Source organism: Bradyrhizobium denitrificans (assembly GCF_013179005.1).
GTDB lineage: Bacteria > Pseudomonadota > Alphaproteobacteria > Rhizobiales > Xanthobacteraceae > Bradyrhizobium > Bradyrhizobium denitrificans.
The window spans coordinates 125,793-145,391 of the sequence record NZ_JABFDP010000020.1 but is presented as its reverse complement, the minus strand read 5'-3'; the positions used below and the strand labels follow the sequence as shown (position 1 = coordinate 145,391).

The window sequence follows — 19,599 nt, the reverse complement described above, 5'->3', positions numbered from 1 at the left end:
CATGCGCGGCACTGGCATTATCGATCAGTTCCTGGAGACCTTTACCCGCTACATCGATTCCGGATTCGGACTGCTCGGCAGCGAAGTCGGATATCTCGCCACCACGTTGGCCGCCATCGACATCACGCTGGCCGGCCTGTTCTGGGCATGGGGCGCGGACGAGGACATCCTGGCCCGGCTCGTCAAGAAAACCCTTTTTGTTGGTGTCTTCGCCTTTTTGATCGGCAATTGGAACAGCCTCGCCCGCGTCATCTTCGAAAGCTTCGCGGGCTTGGGTCTGAAAGCCTCCGGCACCGGGCTTTCCGCGGCCGATTTCCTGAGGCCCGGAAAGATCGCGCAAGTGGGCCTTGATGCCGGCAAGCCTATTCTGGCGTCGATCTCCGGCCTGATGGGGTATGTCAGCTTCTTCGAGAATTTCATCCAGATTGCGGTTCTGCTGTTTGCCTGGATTGCCGTGCTGCTGGCCTTCTTCATTCTGGCCATCCAGCTCTTCATCACCCTCATCGAGTTCAAGTTGACGACGCTTGCGGGCTTCGTGCTGATCCCGTTCGGCCTGTTTGGCAAAACCGCGTTTGCCGCCGAGCGCGTGCTCGGCAACGTGATTTCGTCGGGCGTGAAGGTTCTGGTGCTGGCCGTCATCGTCGGCGTCGGGTCGACGCTGTTTGCGCAGTTTACCGCAGGCTTTGGCGGCAATCAGCCGACCATCGACAACGCCATGGCGCTGGTGCTGGGCGCACTTTCTCTTCTTGGCCTCGGCATTTTTGGGCCCGGCATCGCCAATGGCATCGTGTCCGGCGGACCACAACTCGGTGCCGGCGCGGCCGTTGGGACGGGCCTCGCAGCGGGAGGCGCCATCGTGGCAGGCGCGGGTCTTGCCGCCGGCGGTGCGGGACTGGCAGGTGGCGCGCTTCTGGGCGGCGCCCGCAGCGCAGCCACGGTGGCCACGGGAACGGCAAGTGCTTATCGGGCCGGCGGCTTAAGTGGTGTCGCCAGTGCAGGCGGTTCGGCGATAACAAGTCCGCTCCGCAGGATGGCCGCCGGATTGACAGGGAGTTCGCCAGCGGCGGACGCGCCTCCGGCCTGGGCGCGCCGCATGAAGCGCGCGCAGACCGTGAACCAGGGCGTGTCTGCTGCAACCCACGCCGTCCGAAGCGGCGATAGTGCAGGTGGCGGGTCCTCGGTCGATCTGTCCGAGGGAGGGCGCTGATGTTTAGGCGAACCTCCGTGCATTACGGTCGAAAACCGGTGCCAGTCACCCCCTATCAGAGAGCAGCCCAGGTCTGGGATGAGCGGATCGGCTCGGCGCGGGTCCAGGCCAAGAACTGGCGATTGATGGCGTTCGGCTGCCTGTTCCTCTCCGCAGGGCTTGCGGCAGCGCTCGTCTGGCAATCCCTGCAAGGCACCGTCACGCCGTGGGTGGTAGAGGTTGACCGTCTCGGTCAGACCAAGGCAGCAGCACCAGCAAGTCCCTTCTATCAGCCGAGCGATCCGCAAATCGCGTTTCACCTCGCGCGTTTCATCGAAGATGTGCGAGGCCTGCCGGCCGACGCCATCATACTCAGGCAAAACTGGCTTCGGGCCTACGACTTCACGACAGATCGCGGAGCTGCGGCGCTGAACGACTACGCGAGGACCAACGATCCCTTCACCAAGCTGGGAAATACCCAGGTCGCAGTCGAGATCTCCAGTGTCATCCGCGCCTCACCGCAAAGCTTTCGGGTCGCATGGACTGAACGCCGCTACGACAGCGGCCAGCTCGCCGCGACCGAGCGCTGGACCGCGATCCTTTCCGTCGTCATCGAAACCCCACGCGACGCCGACCGCCTGCGCAAGAACCCGTTAGGCGTTTACGTCAACGCTATCAATTGGTCGAAGGAGCTCGGCTAATGAGATTGGCTCGATCGATATCAGCTCGCAATCAAGCTCCCGCATGTCTTGCGTTGCTTCTCGTCCTCGCTCTCTCCGGCTGCACGACGTTCAAGCCGCCGCAGATCAGTTACGATGGCGACGTACCACCGCCCCCCGACCTACCGGCGCCGGCAGACGATCATCCGCGGCCGTTGCATGTCCCTCCAGCCTGGACTCCGGCACGCGGCGGCAACAAGAGTGAAGCAGAGGCAAAGAACCCTGCGGATCGGATCGAAATTGCCAACGATGTAGCGCGGGTCCAGCCCCGGCGCGCAGGGTATTTCAACGCTGCCCAGATCTTTCCCTATAGCCCCGGCGCGCTCTATCAAATCTACGCCTCGCCAGGGCAAATCACGGATATAGCGCTCGAACCGGGCGAGCAGCTAACCGGTTCGGGGCCTCTTGCTGCCGGCGATACCGTGCGCTGGATCGTCGGGGACACCGAGAGCGGCAATGGCGAGACCAGGCGCGTCCACATCATGGTCAAACCGACGCGTCCCGCAATCGAGACGAACCTTGTCGTCAACACCGATCGGCGCACCTACCTGATTGAACTCCGCTCCCGCGAAAAGCCGTACATGCCATCGGTCGCCTGGTTCTATCCAGAAAATCGGAGCGGACATTCAAAACCCTTGCCGTTGACGCCCTTCATTCCGGAAGTTGATCAGCGTCGATATCGCTACGGGATCGAGGGCGACAACCCGCCGTGGCGACCGCTGAACGCGTACGATGACGGCCGCAAAGTCTATATCGAATTCTCGCCGGGCATCGTACAGGGCGAGATGCCGCCGCTTTTCGTCATCGGCCAGGACGGCAAGCCGGAACTCGTCAATTATCGTGTCTACAAAAATGTCCTGATTGCCGACCGCCTGTTCGCCGCCGCCGAGCTGCGACTTGGTGGAGAAAAGCAGCAAAAAGTCCGAATCATCAGAAGCGACGGGAGCCGTTCGTGACGGACCATAGCCGAGGCGAGAGTATTGGCCCTGTATCTGGACCAGGACCATCATCTGATAATAGCACGCAGGCCTTGCGTCTGGGTGCGGAGCGTCCAAAAATCACACGGCTTTCCCGAAAAGCACTTGCCGGCGGGACTGGGCTAGCTTTGCTGCTCATCTCTGCCGCTGTGCTCTGGGCGCTTAAAAACAACCGTCCGCACAATCCAGCTCCCGGCGAACTCTACAGCACGGATCACCACAACGTTGCGGATGGCCTGAGGGCATTGCCGCAGGACTATGCCGGGATACCCCGCGATGTTCCGCGGCTCGGGCCGCCATTGCCAGGAGACTTGGGGCGGCCAATGCTTACAGCGGAAGCCCCATCAGGTCCGACAGGTCTCGATGCCGAACAACAGCGTGCCAACCAGGAGACCGAGGCGGCTCGGACCAGCAAAGTGTTTGTACCGACCACAGCGCCTGTCACGCCGCCGCGAACCCCATCCCAGGACACGACCGCTAACGCCGCGTCGTCTTCTGACGAATTCCTCGTTCAGAACGGGCAGGATCGCAAACTACTGTTCGTCAACGCACCCGTCGACCGGCGGACGACAGCTCCTGACAGGGTTGCCCGCCCAGCGTCACCATTTGTCGTGCAGGCCGGAACGATCATTCCGGCAGCTCTCATCTCAGGCATTCGCTCCGATCTTCCCGGCCAGATCGTCGCGCAAGTGACCGAATCGGTGTTCGATTCTCCTACAGGCAGAGTAAAACTTGTGCCGCAGGGCGCACGGTTAATCGGCACTTACGACAGTCAGATCGCTTTCGGGCAGTCGCGCGTGCTCCTGGTCTGGACCCGCCTGATCATGCCGAATGGGCGCTCGATCGTGCTGGAGCGGCAGCCCGGCGCAGATGTGGCTGGCTATGCGGGCCTCGAGGATGAGGTCGACCACCACTGGAAAGAGTTGCTCGGGGCGGCTGCGCTAGCGACACTGCTTGCCGTTGGCACCGAAGTGAACTCGGGGGCCGACGTCAACAACACCAACGGCGCCATTGTTCAGGCGCTACGTCGGGGAGCAGGGGATTCGCTCAACCAAACCGGACAACAGCTTGTTCGGCGCAACCTCAATATCCAGCCCACGTTGACGATCCGTCCGGGATTCCCGGTAAGAGTGATTGTCAACCGCGACATAATTCTGGAACCTTATAGAGGATGAGGAGAGTGGCAAGGCTCAAGCTTCAAACTTTTCTGGATGACAAACCTGTAAAGGTTAGTCTCGAGCTGCCCGCGAGCGTACATCGCGATCTCGTTGCTTATGCCGAGATTCTCGAACGAGAAAGCGGCCAAGAGATCAAGGATCCAACCAGACTGATTGCACCGATGTTGACACGGTTCATGGCTACAGATCGAAGTTTTACCAAGGCGCGCCGCACGCGTCAGGTTTCCAAGCGAGGCGACGCGTAACGCTCAGACAGAATCTTCAGAAAAGCCTTAAGAGCCGGGTTTTCATTGTCCGACTGCCAATACGCCGAGTAGGCCAGGACGCTTGGCCCGGTGCCATCTCGCAATTCCCGGAATACCAAACCGGAGAAATTCGCGCCAATGTCTGACTCGAGCACAAGGCTGATACCAAAATTCATTGTAACGAAGCTTTTTACAACACCGCGACTGATATCATGACGTTCGATCTTCGGTCGATCTTCGGGTGAAACAAGCTTCGAGACGAGCAAATCTTCTATCTCGCGTCCGGGGTCATATTCGCTCAAAATGACAGTCTGGCCACGCAAGTCAGTCCAATAAACGATCTCTCGTGTTGCTAGAGCATGGTCAGCGGGCAAAACAACCAAGACACGTTCATTCCAAAGAGGTCTTGTATTGCTGTTTGGCGCCGGCATACTTCCCGTCAAGATAAGAACATCGATCAAACCATTGCGAAACGTGGTTGCCAAATGCGTGCGTCGTCGTTCGACCGCTGAGAGTTCAACCTCAGGAAATTGTCGACGAAAATCCAGCAGCGAAGCTCTAAGATTGCCGGCTGTAAGCGATGTACAGAACCCGAGAGTGAGCCGGCCCGCTTCGCCTTGGCCGGCAGCATGTGTAATGGTTGCAAGCGCATCTAGCTGGTCAAGTATTGAGCGTGCTATCCGCAAAAACTGCCGCCCGATCGACGTTGCTCGCACGCCACCTCTTGACCGCTCAAAAATGGCCGCTCCAAACCGATGTTCAAGCAGTTGAATTGAACGGCTAAGTGTCGATTGCTTGATTGACAGGACTTCGGCTGCCCGTCGGAAGCTGCCGTAGTCTGCGGCTGCTATCGCATGCTGAAGCTGATTTGGCGGTACGTTCCGGGCGCGGGTAAGCGCAGAATTGAGCGCAAAATGCACATTGTCCATGACCGTGTACCCATTTTAGAAATCAGCCTCAAGTTCTTGTACAGGAGATTGCGACAATTTTTGGTTGTATTTTATCGGTCTGCTGGCGATCGGCGTCCTGTGTTCGCTCTGGAAAACGCGGTATATGGATGCCGAGCAAATCGCAAGAAATTGTTCAGTGAGACCTGAACACCGCGAGGTTTCTGAGAGCAGACGCCCAAATGCAGCAATTGTGGTAAACAGGCTAGCCGATAAATTTTCCCCGAAGATTGTTTTATCCGTCACTTAGAGTCCGAATACGCTCTTATTTTTGTGAGGCCTCTTCTTCGGAAGCATTGGTTGCGATCACAAGCCGGCGAGCCAAAGGCGCGTTTCTCACGACGGCCGGGCTGGTCGCCGTACACTTGTAATCGGCCGCAGCGGCCGGACCGCGGCGAGCTACAACGCTACGAAAAAGATACGAGGCCAAGTCGATCGTCGGGCACAAACCGCGGTCATCTACGAAGCTCTGCCTACCCGAAATGCGGGGTTTGCATTTTCGCGACTATCGGAGTATTCGGCAGGCGATATCTTCGATTTCGAGGGAGATCCCCTCGTTGGCGAGGGCGGCTTGAGTTTCTGCTCGGATACCTTGACGCGGAGACGATGATGCCCTCTGCTACTTCGGTGACTAGGCATCAACGCGCAAAAAGGAGCGAGCGGCCTTCGAGCGCTTTATGAACTTTGTGACCGAGCGGCTCAAGGCGCATCCCGCGCCGCATATTTATCATTGCGCGCCGCGTACGAGTCGCCTGCCTTCAAGCGTTAGATGGGCGGATACGATACGCCACGCGCGAAATCAACGTCGACATCTGCTGCATGCTGAGCCCTTCGTCGACGTCTATCCGGTCGTATGGCAGCTCGTCTCGGCTCTACGAGCAAGTTACTTTTGGCCAAGAGCAAAGTCTCCCCTCCGGGAGGGCCGCCTTGTTGGATTAGTCCTATTGGTGCGCAATAGTCCTTATGGACAGCCATAAGCGCAGTACTCAGCTTGAACGGCTTGAGGTGGTCGAGACTGGTCGCCGGCGGCGCTGGTCGGTTGACGAGAAATTGCGGATGTGACCGAGAGCTTTCAAGCGCCACGCGCAATATCGTCGACAGCAAGGCGCCATGGCATATCACGTTCGTTGCTGATGACATGGCGGCGCGCGTTCGGTTCCGAGCCGATGATCCCTCCAGACTGACGCCTACGGCGGCTATGGCAAGCTCCACGAACTCGGCCGCGCGCCTGGACCGATCCTGGAAGCGGCCTGTTGGTCCACGCCTGACGGCCGTTCTTCGTGATGGCGGATCTGGCCGAGAACGCGCGTCGCAGAGCCCAGGGCAAGAAGCCGGCCGTGATCTCGCCGCTGGCGCTGGAAACAGTCCGCCGGATCGACGCCCTGTTCGAGATCGATCTGGCTCGAAATTACTTGGCCTCTGTGGTTCCTGCGAAAAACAATTTTCAGCCTTAGTGCAGGCTTAAGAAGGCATTAACCGCGAGATGTATGATGATCGGGGTTTGCCAGCGATTTGCGGGCGAAATTTGGAGAAAGCGATATGGGCAAAATCGTATCAACGATCGCGGCTGTTGCATTGGCCGCGGGTCCGCTTCTGTTGCCGGTGTCTGCAAGAGCTGAAAACGGACAAATCGCCGCGGGTGTCGTAGGCGGACTCATTGGGGGAGCTTTGCTCGGCGGCGCACTGGCGTCGCGGCCTGCTCCGCCGCCGGTGTACTATGCGCCGGAGCCGGTCTATGTCGAAGAGCCGGTCTGCCGGGTTGTTCGAGAGCGCTATTGGGATGGATATGGCTGGGTGTACCGTAGAGTCCACGTCTGCAACTGATCGCGCGGTTCTCCGCAGTGGTCCTTCGTCAACCCGGGGCACCGAGCATTCCATTGAAACAATCTCTACCATATCGTGACGAGAATGAATATCGCGGTTCGCAACCCCGCGATATTCAAGCCCAGCACTCAAAGACCGATAAGCGAGTGAAGGGTCCGAACCTGCTTCGCTGGAACCTTTAGCGCAACGCTGTCAGATTAGGGCGGAACATAATTTTGGCATCTGATGAGCGCCGTTCGAAACACCTTCATGCGCATGTTTGGTCGGCCCAAGGGACTCTTGGGACGAGCGGGTGGGATGATAATGGCGCGCACGAACGAGGGCTGCGGCGCATGGGTCACTGAACTTCTTGAAGTTGAACCGAATGATACCGTGCTTGAAGTCGGCTTCGGCCCCGGAGTGATTGTCCAACGTTTGTCGAGGCTCGTATCGGAGGGACATGTTGCGGGCATTGACCCGTCGCGGGAAATGGTGGAGCAAGCTCGCGCCCGGAATGCTGCCGTTATTAAGGATGGCTCCGTCGACCTGCGACGCGCGTCCGTGGACCGCCTGCCATTCGATAACAATAGCTTTGACAAGGTGCTGGCGATTAATTCCATGCAAGTGTGGCCGGATGTGGCGCGTGGATTGCGAGAAATACGGCGGGTCATGAAACCGTCTGCCAAGCTCGCGCTCGGCTTTACGATTTATTCGGGCCAGCCCAACAACGGACTGACGGAACTACTCACCGCGGCGGGCTTCACGGACGCGAGTGTAGTGATTAGAGATCAGTGGTTCTGCGCGTTAGCAGCAAACGTTTGAGCGTGTGTCGCATCCTCGCAACAAGTTTTGAAGCCCGGGTCCAGAGCTTCGATAGCTTGAGCGCCAATTCGTCATCGTGGTTGAAATGTGGCGACCTTACAAAAGCGCCGCTCCAGCAGGCTGGAAATAAGTGTTCAGTAACCGACCGTTCGGCTGCCGTTCACATTAACTGCTTATGATCTCCGACGAGGAAACTTGGTAAGCCGCACCAAGGTTGGTGGACTTACACAGCGACGGAGGAAAACATGATCCTAGGAAAAGCACTTTTGGCGGCCGCCGTGATATTCAGCCTGCCCGTTATGCCGGCTCTGGCTCATGATGACGAAAACTACGGCTATAACTCTCACGATCGCTTCCACGACCGACTGTCCGACTCGCACCATCGTGCGCATGAGGAAGGCTTTTACAGTCGCGGCGAGCACCGATCTGATCATCGTGCCCTTCGGGATTTTCATGACGACGCCCATGGGTACCCGAGATACCAATATTATTCGCGGCCTCACTACTACGGTTACAGCTATGGCTATCGGGGTTGGTAGGCCTCGGCAGAGCGCGAACAACGTTGCGATCCCAGGGACAAGGGAAGGAGATGAAATGTCGCGAAATATGATAGCGATGGCTGTTCTCGCGGTCCTGACGATGGGCGCGCTTGCTACTTCGGCCGGCGCTCATCCGAAGTTGACGTCAGTCAGCCCCGTAGCCGATGTCTCCAGCAAGGTCGCCCCCAGGGAGATCAAGCTGAACTTCAGCGAGGGCGTGATAGCGAAGCTTTCCGGCCTAGAACTCAAGGAGGAAGCCGGAAATACTATCGCGACCGGCACGCCGTTGAATGATCCCAGGAATCGGAAGCTACTCATCGTTCCGCTGGCGGCACCGCTGACGGCGGGACGCTATAAGGTGTCGTGGCATGCCGTTTCCGAAGATACCCATCGTGTGAAAGGCGAGTACTCGTTCGAGGTAGCGCGCTGATTGCAAATCACGACCGTTGCGCCGGAAGGAAGATCGGCGTCAGCGGCCGGGGGCGCGTCCGGTGCATTGCATCGCATCATTGGCCCACTGCCGGCCGCATCGTGCCCAAAACGGGCACGGCCAGAAGAATCATCAGACCCAAGAACTGCTCGCCGAGCACGTGGTAGCGCAATCTGCCGAGCCAGAAAGAGGGCTGTGCGGAATTTCGAGCCTCGATCATCCGGGGAACGAGCCAGAACCTGTTTGCGACAGCGAGCGCGAGCATTGCTGCAAAAAGCGCCAGCTTCGCGAGAAGAATCTGCCCGTAAGAAGTGTTCAGCAAACTGGACACCGAGCCGACCATGAACCAGCTGTTGACGAGACCCGAGACGATGAGCGTGACCACGGCGACGTATCCCATGCTTGAAAACCGCAGCAGGATCCGATCTACGTCAACAATCGGCGCATCCGCGCGTGTCGAATAGTCGAGAAGTATAAAGCCGAGCGGGAACAGCCCTCCGAGCCATCCGCCGGCGGCAAGAAGGTGCATGGCATCCAACGCAACGTGTGCGACGCTCAACCAGCCTTCCTCGATCTGGGCATGACCCGTTCCGGCCAACGACGCCATTAGCGCCGCCGCCAGACATGCCGCGGCCACGTCCCGGCCCGCGGTTCCCGCCCCGAGCGGACGGTTGGCCATCACGCTGGCAATCACCACAGCAAGTAACATTCGGGCCATCCACACGCCGCCAAAAGTCGTTTCGCTCAACACCGTCCACAGAACCTCTTTGTCGGCAACATCGGCTAAGGTGCCGCTCATGTTTGCGACTGCGAAAACGAACCAAAGCAGGCCGCTGAGTACCGTACCGATGGCGGCGGCGAGAAGCACCGCGTGACGTCGGTGGGACAGTTCCTTGGGTTCGGCCACGGCGTAGGCGTACAGGGGAAATACCGCCACACCGGCGAGGAGGGTCACTGCGGCGTAATGCAACAACCGCGCGACGACGAGTCCGAGATCGACCATTGGCGCGCCACGCTCAACGAAAGAAAACCCGGACATTTGGGTGTCACGTTTTTCATTGAACGCAATCTATTAGCTGTGGACCGCGGAGGAGCGTCGGCCAATTGGAATTTCGGACGGCTGGACGCGGGCTGCTCACCATCCCACCGGCAACATCAAGGTTGCCGCGATGGTAGGCATTTCGGACAATCAGTTCTTCATGAGCAGGATATCGTGTGAGTGTTTGGGTTTCAATGCTCGCTGAAGATGATGGGTCACGTAGTCGTAGACTACTCCGTGGGGTGCCGACCAAGCTCATTCCACTCACCTTGGCCATGTTACGCCAGCCATCGTGAGCTGACAGCCGTTTCGAAGTTGCAGGTCATGCAATCATGTTGGACGCCCGTCTCGAAAAGCATTGAGAGATTTTGCCTCAGTGAAAAAGCGCCGGCGTGCAAAACCACAGCCTTTCCGATGGAGACCAAATGGCTTCCAATCGGCCCGGACGTAACGGTGCACGGAAACGCAGGAGCGCTGTAATAGTGTAGTGTAATGATTGGAAAATATTTGGGTATCGTATCGGTAGGAATGGCGATAATCTGGTCAATGTCCTGCTTGCGCCCACGATTTCGCGGCGGGTTCTCCTCACGAGCGGAAGTTCCGATATGCGAGTTCTTCTGATTGAAGACGACCCCATGATCGGGCGTGGCCTTGTTGAAGCTCTGGGCCGCGAGGGGATGGCGGTCGATTGGGTCCGGGATGGAACGGAGGGAGCAGAAGCCGTTGCGACCGGCGGCCACGCACTGGTTCTGCTTGATCTCGGACTTCCCGACGTGGACGGCCTTGACCTATTGAAAGCCGCTCGAAAAGCGGGAAATCGGATTCCTTTGCTCGTCATTACCGCGCGAGATGGCGTTGATGATCGCATCGCCGGCCTGGATATCGGAGCGGACGACTATCTTGTGAAGCCGTTCGAAACACGTGAGTTGATCGCTCGCATGCGTGCAGTCCAGCGCCGTCAAGCGGGCATTGCGCAGGCGCTCATTGATGTCGGCGAAATCTCGCTCGATCTGGCGAGCCACATTATGACGTATCGACGCGTCGCAGCAACGCTCCCGGCACGTGAATTCGCGCTAATGCAAGCACTTCTGCAAAGGCCGGGGGCCATTTTATCACGAGGACAGCTTGAGGAGCGCCTTTACGGATGGGGCGAAGAGGTCGAAAGCAATGCCGTCGACGTATTGATCCATTCAATCCGCAAGAGGTTTGACAAAGAGGTCGTTCGAAACGTGCGAGGTGCAGGCTGGATGGTGCTCAAGGACAGACCATGACGTCACTGCGGCGGTCTGCGCTTCTCTGGATGACCGCTCTGCTTGCGGTCGTTGGCGCTCTTGCCTTTGCCATTGCCTACGAAATGGCGCGCCGCGAAGCTGCGGATTTTCTGGACGGACAATTGCGCCAGGTCGCGCTCAACGCTGGCGAAGGTCTCGCGGAGATCGCCGTACCAACCGCCAAACTCGATCCGGAAGACGAATTTGTCATCAATATCTGGAACGCGGCAGGTGAATCTGTGCGCAAGCCGGCGAATGGCATCGAACTGCCACGTCAGGTGAACTTGGGTTTCTCATCGATCGTCGCTGATGGAGAGGAGTGGCGGGTCTACTTGGCAAGCGATGGGCGTCGCACGGTGCAGGCTGCTCAGCGCATGAGTGTGCGCGACGAAATGGCTGAGTCTGCGGCGATCCAAGCCGGGGTTCCAGTTCTAGGGGCCATTCCGTTGGCCTGGTTGGTTATAGGCTGGGCGCTCAATCGAGTATTGGGAGGGCTGAGCGGACTTGCACAAAATATCGCTGCGCGTGCGACTGATTGCCGGGATCCAATCTCAGTGTCAGGTGTGCCAATGGAGGTGTTACCGCTTGTTGAGGCGATGAATAGCTTGGCAGTCCGTCTGCAAGAGGCAGTCGTGCAACAGCAACGTTTCGTCTCGGACGCGGCGCATGAATTGCGAACGCCGCTGGCTGCTCTTCAGGTCCAGATTGACAATTTGCAAGCTACAGCGAAGGCTGAGCAAGCCGAGCCAATGCTGGAAATTCGTGCTGGAATCCGGCGCGCCTCGATGCTGCTCGATCAGTTACTTCGGATGGCTCGTCTCGAGGAGCCGACAGATGACGCGGCGACCGAGGCGATCGATCTCACCGAACTGGTCACTCAGTGTGTCGCCAACTTTGTCTATCTTGCATCTTCGAAGGGTGTCGATTTGGGCATGTCGAGGCGCGATTCTGCGTCAATTTCGGGCTCGTCGAGTCAGCTGAGGATGCTGTTCGGCAACTTGATCGACAATGCGATCCGTTACACTCCAGCGGGCGGCGTTGTCGATGTTTCTGTGCTGCGGGTCGATCGATCGACGGTGGTCGAGATCGCGGACACCGGCTGCGGTATTGCCGCCGAGCACTTTCCGAGATTGTTCGATCGTTTTTTCCGCGCGGCGCCTCCGAATATTGAGGGCAGCGGCCTCGGCTTGGCGATAGCCGGCGCCGTGGCAAAACGCCACGATCTGCGGATCGCGCTTGAAAACCGTGCTGATAGCAGCGGCGTGCGAGTACGCGTCTCGACAATGGAGGCGGATCACGCTGACCTCATTTGCTCCTAAGTCTACGCTGCTATCATTCAGGTTGGCGATGATCGGGACTGTGCGTTTCGCCTCTGCGCGATCGAGCTGCCTGAACGTTTAGCACAGGCGGGTATGTCGCGAAGCGCGATTCAGCTTAACTCACAGCGCCAAACCATGCGTGAGGCAGCTCGTAATGCCCGCCGCTTCCCTTAATTTTTGGAGCTGTCACGGGTGCCCCTGAGCAGCGTCCTTTCGACTATGTTGTACTCCCGACACAATAACGAGACGCGATCGCTTGGTGAGGCAAGGACACAATTTTGCGCAATGCTGGCAGCGGTCGAACAAGAAGGCGAGTAGATGACGTGGATTACAACTGAAGCACTGGATCAGCTGATCGCCAACTATGGGTATCTCGCAATTGGAATAGTCATCGGGCTCGAGAGCATGGGACTTCCGCTGCCAGGAGAAACGATGCTGATCCTTGCAGCGGCATATGCATCCAAGAACCCAGGCTTGAACATTTGGGTGGTCGGTGCTGTGGGCGCCGTCGGCGCCATCATTGGCGATAACTGCGGATACTGGATCGGCAACCGGTTCGGCTATCCGCTGCTTCGGCGATTTGGCTATCGTCTCGGTCTATCTGACCGACGCGTCAAACTTGGCCAGTATCTCTTCGCGCAATTCGGTCCATGGGTGGTGTTCCTGGGACGATTTGTCGCCCTGCTGCGGATATTGGCCGCGTTCCTCGCCGGAGTAAACCGTATGAATTGGCCGCTATTCTTGGCTGCCAATGCCGCGGGTGGCGTGCTTTGGGCCGCGATATTAGCGTTTGGCGGCTATCACCTTGGTAAGGCCGTGTTCGACGTGCACAGCACGCTCGGTCCGATCGCTATCGCAGGCGCTGCACTGGTATTGCTCGCTCTGGGCGTGGTGATTCGACATCAGGAAAGCCGTTTGCAGGAGAGGGCCGAACGTGCATTTCCCGGACCGCTTCCATGAAGCGGGCGCTGTAGTCTCTGGCCACTTCGATGGTCCGACCCTATCGTGGCCGTGGAGAGCGCGAAGATAGGTTCCGCGCGGTCGATCGTCGATGAGGGGGCCGCAGCTTTCGGATCGATCATGGAGAGTTGCTGGGTTTGCAAAGCGCGCAACGGGCTCGAAGTTCAGCCGACCTCATTCACTCCTAAGTCTGTGCTGATACTGCTCAACTTGCGGACCAATTCCATGGCGCCTGCCTGCAAGCCCCGAGCAAGCGCCCACTCGTGTGGGATTGGTCCGCGCCGATGACTGCGGGGGCCGGCTTTGGCCGTCCCACGGCGGCAGACCCTCACAAAGGAGCCACGTCATGACATCGAAAAGCCTCGGCATCATGGCCTTTGGCGCTCTCTTGGGAGTAACACTTTTTACCGGTGCAAATGCAAACGCCAGGGAGCGCCGGGATGAGCCGACGGATGAATCGCGAATTTTGTCGGCGGCGAAAGTCTCATTGGGCCAGGCGGTCACGGCTGCAGAGCAGGCGACTGGTGGAAGAGCCGCCGGCACAGGCATCGAAGACCAAAATGGCATCGTTCACTTCGAGGTGACTATCCTGAAGGACAAGGCGCGAAAGAAAGTACTGGTCGATACTCAGACGGGTCAGGTCGTGAAAATCGTCGCCGCCGCGGATGACGACGATGATAGCGAATCTGAAGACTAGCTGGCGTCGCGCGTCCAGGTTTCGGTGCGGCCGCGCAGCGCGCTTCTATCGGCAGGCGGCGTTTGGTCGGTCATTGCTCAAGCTTTTTTGCGCGCTCGGCGGTTTGAGCGACTGCGTGCTCACCCCAAACAGCGGGGTTGCGAAACCAAGATAACAAGTTTTGATGACGAGTGAAAAGATCGAGATCCAAAGTGCTGGGGTGGAACTCGCAGGCTCGCCTCGTCCACTTCAACCGTACGTTGGCGACAAGCTGCAGCGGATTAGGATGCATGGCGTGAAGGCACGCAACCCCGTTGCCGCTGCCCAAAAACGCTATACCAACTGCTACGCGAGAAGGCTTTGCTTTGATGTCGACACCCGTTTCCAGCAAGATCGCGCTCTTCATCGATGGCGCCAACCTCTACGCCACGGCGAAGACGCTCGGCTTTGATATCGACTACAAGCGCCTGCTCAAGGAATTCCAGGGCCGCGGGACGCTGCTGCGGGCGTTCTATTACACGGCCATCATCGAGGATCAGGAATATTCCTCGATCCGCCCGCTGATCGACTGGCTCGACTACAACGGCTATACGGTGGTCACCAAGCCGACCAAGGAATTCATCGATGCCTCGGGTCGCCGCAAGGTCAAGGGCAACATGGATATCGAGCTCGCCGTCGACGCCATGGAACTCGGCGAGCGAATCGACCAGATGGTGTTGTTCTCCGGCAACGGCGATTTCCGCTCGCTGGTGGAGGCCGTTCAGCGCCGCGGCGTGCGCGTCACCGTGGTCTCGACCATCGCCAGCCAGCCGCCGATGATCGCCGATGAATTGCGCCGCCAGGCCGATGTTTTCACCGACCTCGTGGAATTGCAGTCCAAGCTCGGCCGCGATCCGTCCGAGCGCCCCACCTCGCGCGAGTGCAACGAAGCCCGTCATGGTGAGCCCCGTCACCAAGCACCGCAGTTGCTACAGCGGTCCTAATCCGCGGCTAATTTTCGCGCGATAAACCTTTCACAATACGCCGAATTCGGCATGCATGCCGACTCCAAGTCCTCCAGATGTCTCGGCCGCGCCGTCGGAGAGTCCAATGACCCAAACCGCCCATCGCAATTTCTCTGGTCTGCTGAACAAGGTTCCGGAAGTCACGATCTATTTTTGGATCATCAAGGTCATGGCGACCACAGTTGGAGAGACGGCCGCGGACTTGCTGGCGACCAGACTAGGGTTAGGCCTGACCATCACGTCCTATGTGATGACGGCTGTCTTCGTCGCGGCACTGATCTTTCAGATCAGGGCAAGAAGCTATGTTGCCCCGCTATATTGGGTAACCGTCGTTCTGATCAGCATCGTCGGAACGCTCATATCAGACAATTTGGTCGACGGGATGGGGATCAGCCTCGTGACGACCTCCGTCGTGTTCGGAGTGTTTCTCGCGGCCATCTTCGCGCTTTGGTATAGAATCGAAGGGACCCTTTCTATCCACACGATCTTCACCACGCGGCGTGAGATGTTTTACTGGGCGGCGATCCTGTTCACGTTCGCATTGGGCACATCAGCCGGCGATTTGATGGCGGAAAAACTGGAACTCGGATATGGGCTTGCTGCAATCGTCTTTGGCTCAATGATTGGCGTCATTGCGCTTCTGTATTACGTATTCAAGATCGATGCGATCTTCTCGTTCTGGATCGCCTACATTCTGACGCGGCCGCTTGGCGCTTCGACGGGTGACTATCTCGCCAAGCCGGTTATCGCTGGCGGACTAGGTTGGGGGACGGTCACGACCAGCCTCTTTTTCCTGGTCATCATTCTGGCACTCGTCGCTTATCTGACGATCACAAAATCCGACCGGCTGGAGGCCGTTCCTGAAGGCTGATCGCGACACCGGGGCTGTTGTCCGGAGCCGCTTCAGCCCCAGTCGCCTCCGCTGGCGTTTGGTTTTCTGGCCCCATCGCAAGCAAGAAAGATGCAGTCATGACGAATCCTCTCTTGAAGATCATTGTTCTTTCCTCCGTCCTCGGGGTGGCGACCGCCAGCGTCGCACGCGCCGACTGCGAGAGCGACCTGAAGCAGCTTGAGCAAGCTTTCAAAACGCCAAGTCTGAAACCGGAAGCGAAAGCCGCTCTGGACGAAGCTAAAGCAAAGGCAGTCCCAGCGCTGAAGAAGGACGACGACAAAACCTGCCACACGGCGATTGCGGAGGGAATGACCAAGGCCGGCTTGACGTTGAAATAATCCGCGCGGGCCAGTCCGTCAGCGCAGTCAATGGGCAGTGTGAAGTCGAGCGATCACTGCGACACTTTCAGGAAACTCGCAGGCATCCTGGCCTAGAATGCTCAGGCAGTGAAGCCCCGATGCGGATAACTGGACGAGTCTGAAATGTTCGAAACTCTAAACCACAGACTATTCGAACTACTGTCGGCCCCGCCGGAGATGACCGGCGGGGCATTGCTCGCCGCCTCGCTCCTTGCGCAAGGAGCCGTGTTTATCGCTCCCGCACTGCTTGTCTCCATTTGGATGCTCGGCGATAACTCTGATCGCTGTTCAGCAGTTGGCGCATGTTTGAGCGCGTTGCTTGCTCTGAGCGTCGCTAGCGCGGTATCCGGCCTGTATTTTCATTCGCGTCCTTTCATGGATGGAGTCTCCCGCAACTATCTGCATCACGCGGCCGATAGCTCGTTTCCGAGCGATCACTCAACGCTGCTCTTTGCTCTGGGATGGTCGTTGTTGTTCGTCCCTCCGCCTTCGATGCGATTGGCATGGATAATACCCATGAGCTTGGCTGTTGCGGTTGGCTGGTCGCGGGTCTTTCTTGGAGCGCACTATCCCATGGACATCGTAGGGGCGGCGCTCATCGCGTTGGCGTCGGCCTTTCTTTTCTCCCGCACTTCTGCCCGCAAGATGAGTTCGATACTAACGAGTTACGGCGAGCGCGTCTTGTGAGTGATCGCTGTTGATCGTTGCCAGCGTGCCACTTTGGCTGCATCTTCGTTCACACAACTTACATAGCCCTAATACCGATGCATGGCATGACGCAGGCTGTCGCAATAATGGGGCAGACATTCGCTAGTGCTGCTCCGGCCGACACGGTAGAACGACGAATGCGTTGATGCGCCTTGTGGCTCCGGGCCAGCCGAGCAGCATTGATTGGGCGACAAACTCCGTTTGGATGGCTCCGGTCACAACTGATGCAGTTCTACTCATTGCCTCATTACAAGCAACATCTCCGTAAAAGCACATCGCCGCCCAACCCTTCTCAGGTGTCGCTTGGCATGTCGTGCCAAGACATTTGTGAAAGCTCGCAGTCGTGGGAACCGGGTGATCTGGACTGTAGAATGCCACGGCCAGGACCAAATTCTCATCACCGTCGATTGCTGGCAACGGTTCGCTGGAGTGTTCGTGCCACAACCTTGTTAGTTCCAGGGAAGCCGCGCGATAGAAGTTACGTCCTTCCTCAAATGGATAGTTGTTGCGATAGGCTGCATGAATTGGTGCTGCGATCACAGTCGCGATCACGGCGATGCCAATAACCATGACTGTCAGATTGACCGAATAGAAGCGCTCGATCGGATACCTTGCGCCGCCAACCACCAGAATGACAAACAAAAACAAGCCTTGCACGGCCCAGAGTGGCGTAACGTCGGTTCCCAGCACAATGCCGGTGAGAACAGGAAAGACGATTGTTCCGATTGCAATTAGAAAAAGCAGTCGTAGGCCCGAGCTCATGGAGCGGGCGTCGTGCAAGAATCTTCTCAATCGATAGCCTGCGATCATAACCCACGTCGCAGCCGGAATCGCCATATTTGCAGCAAGACCGAGTATGAAAAAAAGTGCTTCACTCAATGAGCTGTCGAAGGTCCGACCTGCATGTGCGGCGATGGCGTACGAGAACGGCATCGCCCCTGTCGTTGCAAGCCAGTGCAAGTGAGGCAAAAGGACTATCAGCCCGACGGCGATCGAAACCCAGGGCGCCAACGAGGTAAAATACAAGCGACGCTGCGGATGACAAAGTGCGGAGAAGGCGAAGCTGCCTAGCAGGAAGACGGAGTAGTACTTGCCGAGCATCGCAAGCGCGGCGCTCGCGCCTGCAGCTGCCGCCCACGGCCATCGCCGCGTTTCGAACGAGCGCAAAAAGCAATATGTTGCGAGCGGCCAGACGGCCAACAGAACCGCGTTGGCGTTGAACCGCTGTGCCTGAAATTGATATGTCGGCAATAGCATGAGGAGCAGTAACACCACTATTCTTTTGTCGCCGCGCACAAATCGGCAAGAAATAAGGTCAACCGCCCATAATGCCGCGGCTGAATTGGTCATCGCCATCAGATGGAAGGACCAGTCGCTAAGGGGAAATACGGATGTCCACGCGCGGGCTACCCACCCCATGAGTGGCGGATGCTTCGAGCTGCCCCAGGCAAAAGTACGACCCAATGACCAGGTTTCGAGTACGTCGGGGTGCAAGTCGCCGCTGAGATAGGCAACCTGCAAATACACCATCCAAATCCCGACGAAGCCAAGCAAAATAACCGGAATCGTCCAACCTGCGTCTGCCCCGTCAAGCCAGATCAGAAAAGGCTTTCGCCACCGCGCTGGAGCGGTATCGGAGCGTGCAGCCATGGCGGACAGTGCAAAATCGAACGGCACCGAAACCCTAAATCCTTGAGCGCGTTCCGCACCTGCAGGCATGTCCGGGCGAACAGTCCGAATGCGGGCGGTGTTGGGCGTGTGGGAGGACGATCTGACCTAGGCCAAACTACGGATAACAGCGTAGACTTAGGAGGGAATGAGGTCGTGCCGAATTGAGGAAGTGTGGCGCTAATTTCGCGCTAAGTCGGCGAGCGTATCGTCTCCAACCGAATGCACCCCGGGGGCAATACCTGTTTGGTCAAAGGCAATTGCAATGCAAAATATGGCAGGAAAAGACTCGCTCCGGCTGGTGAGGGCACTACCGCTGGTCATTGCGATGTTCTTCGTGAATCCAAGTCTCCCGGCCGTGGCGCAGGAAAAGCCCGTCATAACGGAAAAGAATCCGCCCGGCGACATCCCAGACAATCAGGTCTTCATTACCTACACGTCGCCGTTAGGCTTCTCCATGAGGGTGCCGGAGGGTTGGTCTCGCAAAGACGATACGAACGGCGTATCATTCGCTGACAAATACGGTCGGATCGAGATCACGGTGTCGGAGACGGCAACGCCGCCGACGGCCGCGACGGTGAAGACCAGCGAAGCTGCAGCCCTCGAAAAAAACGGCCGCGCGGTCAAGATTAGTTCGATTAAGGACGTTAAGGTGCTGGCCGGTCCGGCAGTGAAGCTCGTCTACACGTCGAATTCAGAGCCGAATTCTGTCACCGGCAAGCAAGCGCGTCTCGAAAACGAGCGCTATCTCATCAGCGGTGCGGGCAAACTCGCAACCCTGACCTTTTCGGCGCCAGCTGGCGCCGACAATGTCGATCAGTGGAAACTGATGGGCGATTCGTTTCACTGGAAGTGAC

The 19,599-nt window shown here is 58.0% G+C and carries 21 protein-coding genes and 1 pseudogene; 19 read left to right on the top strand and 3 right to left on the bottom strand.

Features of this window, described 5'->3' with window-relative positions:
- The first annotated feature begins 1 nt into the window (after position 1).
- Genes trbL through HL671_RS22970 form a run of 5 tightly spaced genes read left to right on the top strand, consistent with a single transcriptional unit; the run spans position 2 to position 4,305 of the window.
- Complete coding sequence (gene trbL, locus HL671_RS22990) at positions 2-1,207, top strand: P-type conjugative transfer protein TrbL (protein WP_172238932.1); 1,206 nt, start codon at positions 2-4, stop codon at positions 1,205-1,207.
- Positions 1,207-1,887: a conjugal transfer protein TrbF gene (trbF, locus tag HL671_RS22985; protein ID WP_172238929.1), complete on the top strand. Its 681-nt coding sequence runs from the start codon at positions 1,207-1,209 to the stop codon at positions 1,885-1,887. The genes trbL and trbF overlap by 1 nt, the downstream gene beginning before the upstream one ends.
- Positions 1,887-2,861 carry a P-type conjugative transfer protein TrbG gene (trbG, locus tag HL671_RS22980; protein WP_172238926.1) on the top strand — a complete coding sequence of 325 codons (975 nt, stop codon included), beginning with the start codon at positions 1,887-1,889 and terminating at the stop codon, positions 2,859-2,861. Before trbF ends, trbG begins: the two co-directional genes overlap by 1 nt.
- Before the next feature lie 23 nt (positions 2,862-2,884).
- Positions 2,885-4,057, top strand: a complete 1,173-nt coding sequence (locus HL671_RS22975) for a TraB/TrbI/VirB10 family type IV secretion system protein (protein ID WP_307769028.1) — start codon at positions 2,885-2,887, stop codon at positions 4,055-4,057.
- A 5-nt stretch (positions 4,058-4,062) separates the two neighbouring features.
- Positions 4,063-4,305 carry a DUF2274 domain-containing protein gene (locus HL671_RS22970; RefSeq protein ID WP_172238920.1) on the top strand — a complete coding sequence of 81 codons (243 nt, stop codon included), beginning with the start codon at positions 4,063-4,065 and terminating at the stop codon, positions 4,303-4,305.
- Here the strand turns inward: HL671_RS22970 and HL671_RS22965 are convergent.
- Positions 4,278-5,234 (bottom strand): LysR family transcriptional regulator, encoded by a 957-nt coding sequence (locus HL671_RS22965; protein ID WP_172238917.1) that lies wholly within the window; start codon positions 5,232-5,234, stop codon positions 4,278-4,280. The genes HL671_RS22970 and HL671_RS22965 overlap by 28 nt on opposite strands.
- Before the next feature lie 1,076 nt (positions 5,235-6,310).
- Here HL671_RS22965 and HL671_RS38960 point away from each other — a divergent pair.
- From HL671_RS38960 to copC, 5 genes and pseudogenes are all read left to right on the top strand, one after another.
- The gene (locus HL671_RS38960) at positions 6,311-6,436 is read left to right on the top strand and encodes a transposase (protein WP_307769021.1); all 126 of its coding nucleotides are present in this window, start codon (positions 6,311-6,313) and stop codon (positions 6,434-6,436) included.
- Positions 6,426-6,649, top strand: a pseudogene (locus HL671_RS22955) (IS66 family transposase); the annotation flags it as partial. The gene HL671_RS38960 and the pseudogene HL671_RS22955, both read left to right, overlap by 11 nt.
- 142 nt (positions 6,650-6,791) lie before the next feature.
- Positions 6,792-7,076, top strand: coding sequence for a hypothetical protein (locus tag HL671_RS38035; protein ID WP_210264042.1), 285 nt, complete (start codon positions 6,792-6,794; stop codon positions 7,074-7,076).
- Positions 7,077-7,379: 303 nt separating this feature from the next.
- Positions 7,380-7,877, top strand: coding sequence for a class I SAM-dependent methyltransferase (locus HL671_RS22950; protein ID WP_210264041.1), 498 nt, complete (start codon positions 7,380-7,382; stop codon positions 7,875-7,877).
- A gap of 315 nt (positions 7,878-8,192) precedes the next feature.
- Complete coding sequence (copC, locus tag HL671_RS38455; protein WP_246579769.1) at positions 8,193-8,846, top strand: copper homeostasis periplasmic binding protein CopC; 654 nt, start codon at positions 8,193-8,195, stop codon at positions 8,844-8,846.
- 76 nt (positions 8,847-8,922) lie between these two features.
- On the opposite strand, the gene copD is transcribed toward copC, so the two are convergent.
- Entirely contained in the window at positions 8,923-9,885 is a 963-nt protein-coding gene (copD, locus tag HL671_RS22940) for a copper homeostasis membrane protein CopD (protein ID WP_246579768.1), read from the bottom strand.
- Between the two features lie 605 nt (positions 9,886-10,490).
- Between copD and HL671_RS22935 the strand changes: the two genes are divergently transcribed.
- The 8 genes from HL671_RS22935 to HL671_RS22900 all read left to right on the top strand — a co-directional run bounded on the left by HL671_RS22935 (position 10,491) and on the right by HL671_RS22900 (position 17,053).
- Positions 10,491-11,156, top strand: a complete 666-nt coding sequence (locus HL671_RS22935; RefSeq protein ID WP_172238911.1) for a response regulator — start codon at positions 10,491-10,493, stop codon at positions 11,154-11,156.
- Positions 11,153-12,475 carry an ATP-binding protein gene (locus HL671_RS22930; protein WP_172238908.1) on the top strand — a complete coding sequence of 441 codons (1,323 nt, stop codon included), beginning with the start codon at positions 11,153-11,155 and terminating at the stop codon, positions 12,473-12,475. The genes HL671_RS22935 and HL671_RS22930 overlap by 4 nt, the downstream gene beginning before the upstream one ends.
- A 318-nt stretch (positions 12,476-12,793) precedes the next feature.
- Complete coding sequence (locus tag HL671_RS22925; protein ID WP_172238905.1) at positions 12,794-13,435, top strand: DedA family protein; 642 nt, start codon at positions 12,794-12,796, stop codon at positions 13,433-13,435.
- A gap of 346 nt (positions 13,436-13,781) precedes the next feature.
- A complete protein-coding gene (locus HL671_RS22920; protein ID WP_172238902.1) occupies positions 13,782-14,132 on the top strand; it encodes a PepSY domain-containing protein in 351 nt (116 codons plus the stop codon).
- 347 nt (positions 14,133-14,479) lie between these two features.
- Positions 14,480-15,094: a LabA-like NYN domain-containing protein gene (locus HL671_RS22915; RefSeq protein WP_172238899.1), complete on the top strand. Its 615-nt coding sequence runs from the start codon at positions 14,480-14,482 to the stop codon at positions 15,092-15,094.
- A gap of 106 nt (positions 15,095-15,200) precedes the next feature.
- A complete protein-coding gene (locus HL671_RS22910; protein ID WP_210264040.1) occupies positions 15,201-15,986 on the top strand; it encodes a COG4705 family protein in 786 nt (261 codons plus the stop codon).
- Between the two features lie 98 nt (positions 15,987-16,084).
- Positions 16,085-16,345 carry a hypothetical protein gene (locus HL671_RS22905; protein WP_172238893.1) on the top strand — a complete coding sequence of 87 codons (261 nt, stop codon included), beginning with the start codon at positions 16,085-16,087 and terminating at the stop codon, positions 16,343-16,345.
- Between the two features lie 144 nt (positions 16,346-16,489).
- Entirely contained in the window at positions 16,490-17,053 is a 564-nt protein-coding gene (locus HL671_RS22900; RefSeq protein WP_172238890.1) for an undecaprenyl-diphosphatase, read from the top strand.
- A 123-nt stretch (positions 17,054-17,176) separates the two neighbouring features.
- Here the strand turns inward: HL671_RS22900 and HL671_RS22895 are convergent, their stop codons facing one another.
- On the bottom strand, positions 17,177-18,751 hold the full coding sequence (locus tag HL671_RS22895; protein WP_307769024.1) for a glycosyltransferase family 39 protein: 1,575 nt from the start codon (positions 18,749-18,751) through the stop codon (positions 17,177-17,179).
- Between the two features lie 256 nt (positions 18,752-19,007).
- Between HL671_RS22895 and HL671_RS22890 the strand changes: the two genes are divergently transcribed.
- Entirely contained in the window at positions 19,008-19,598 is a 591-nt protein-coding gene (locus HL671_RS22890) for a hypothetical protein (protein ID WP_246579812.1), read from the top strand.
- Position 19,599 lies beyond the last annotated feature (1 nt).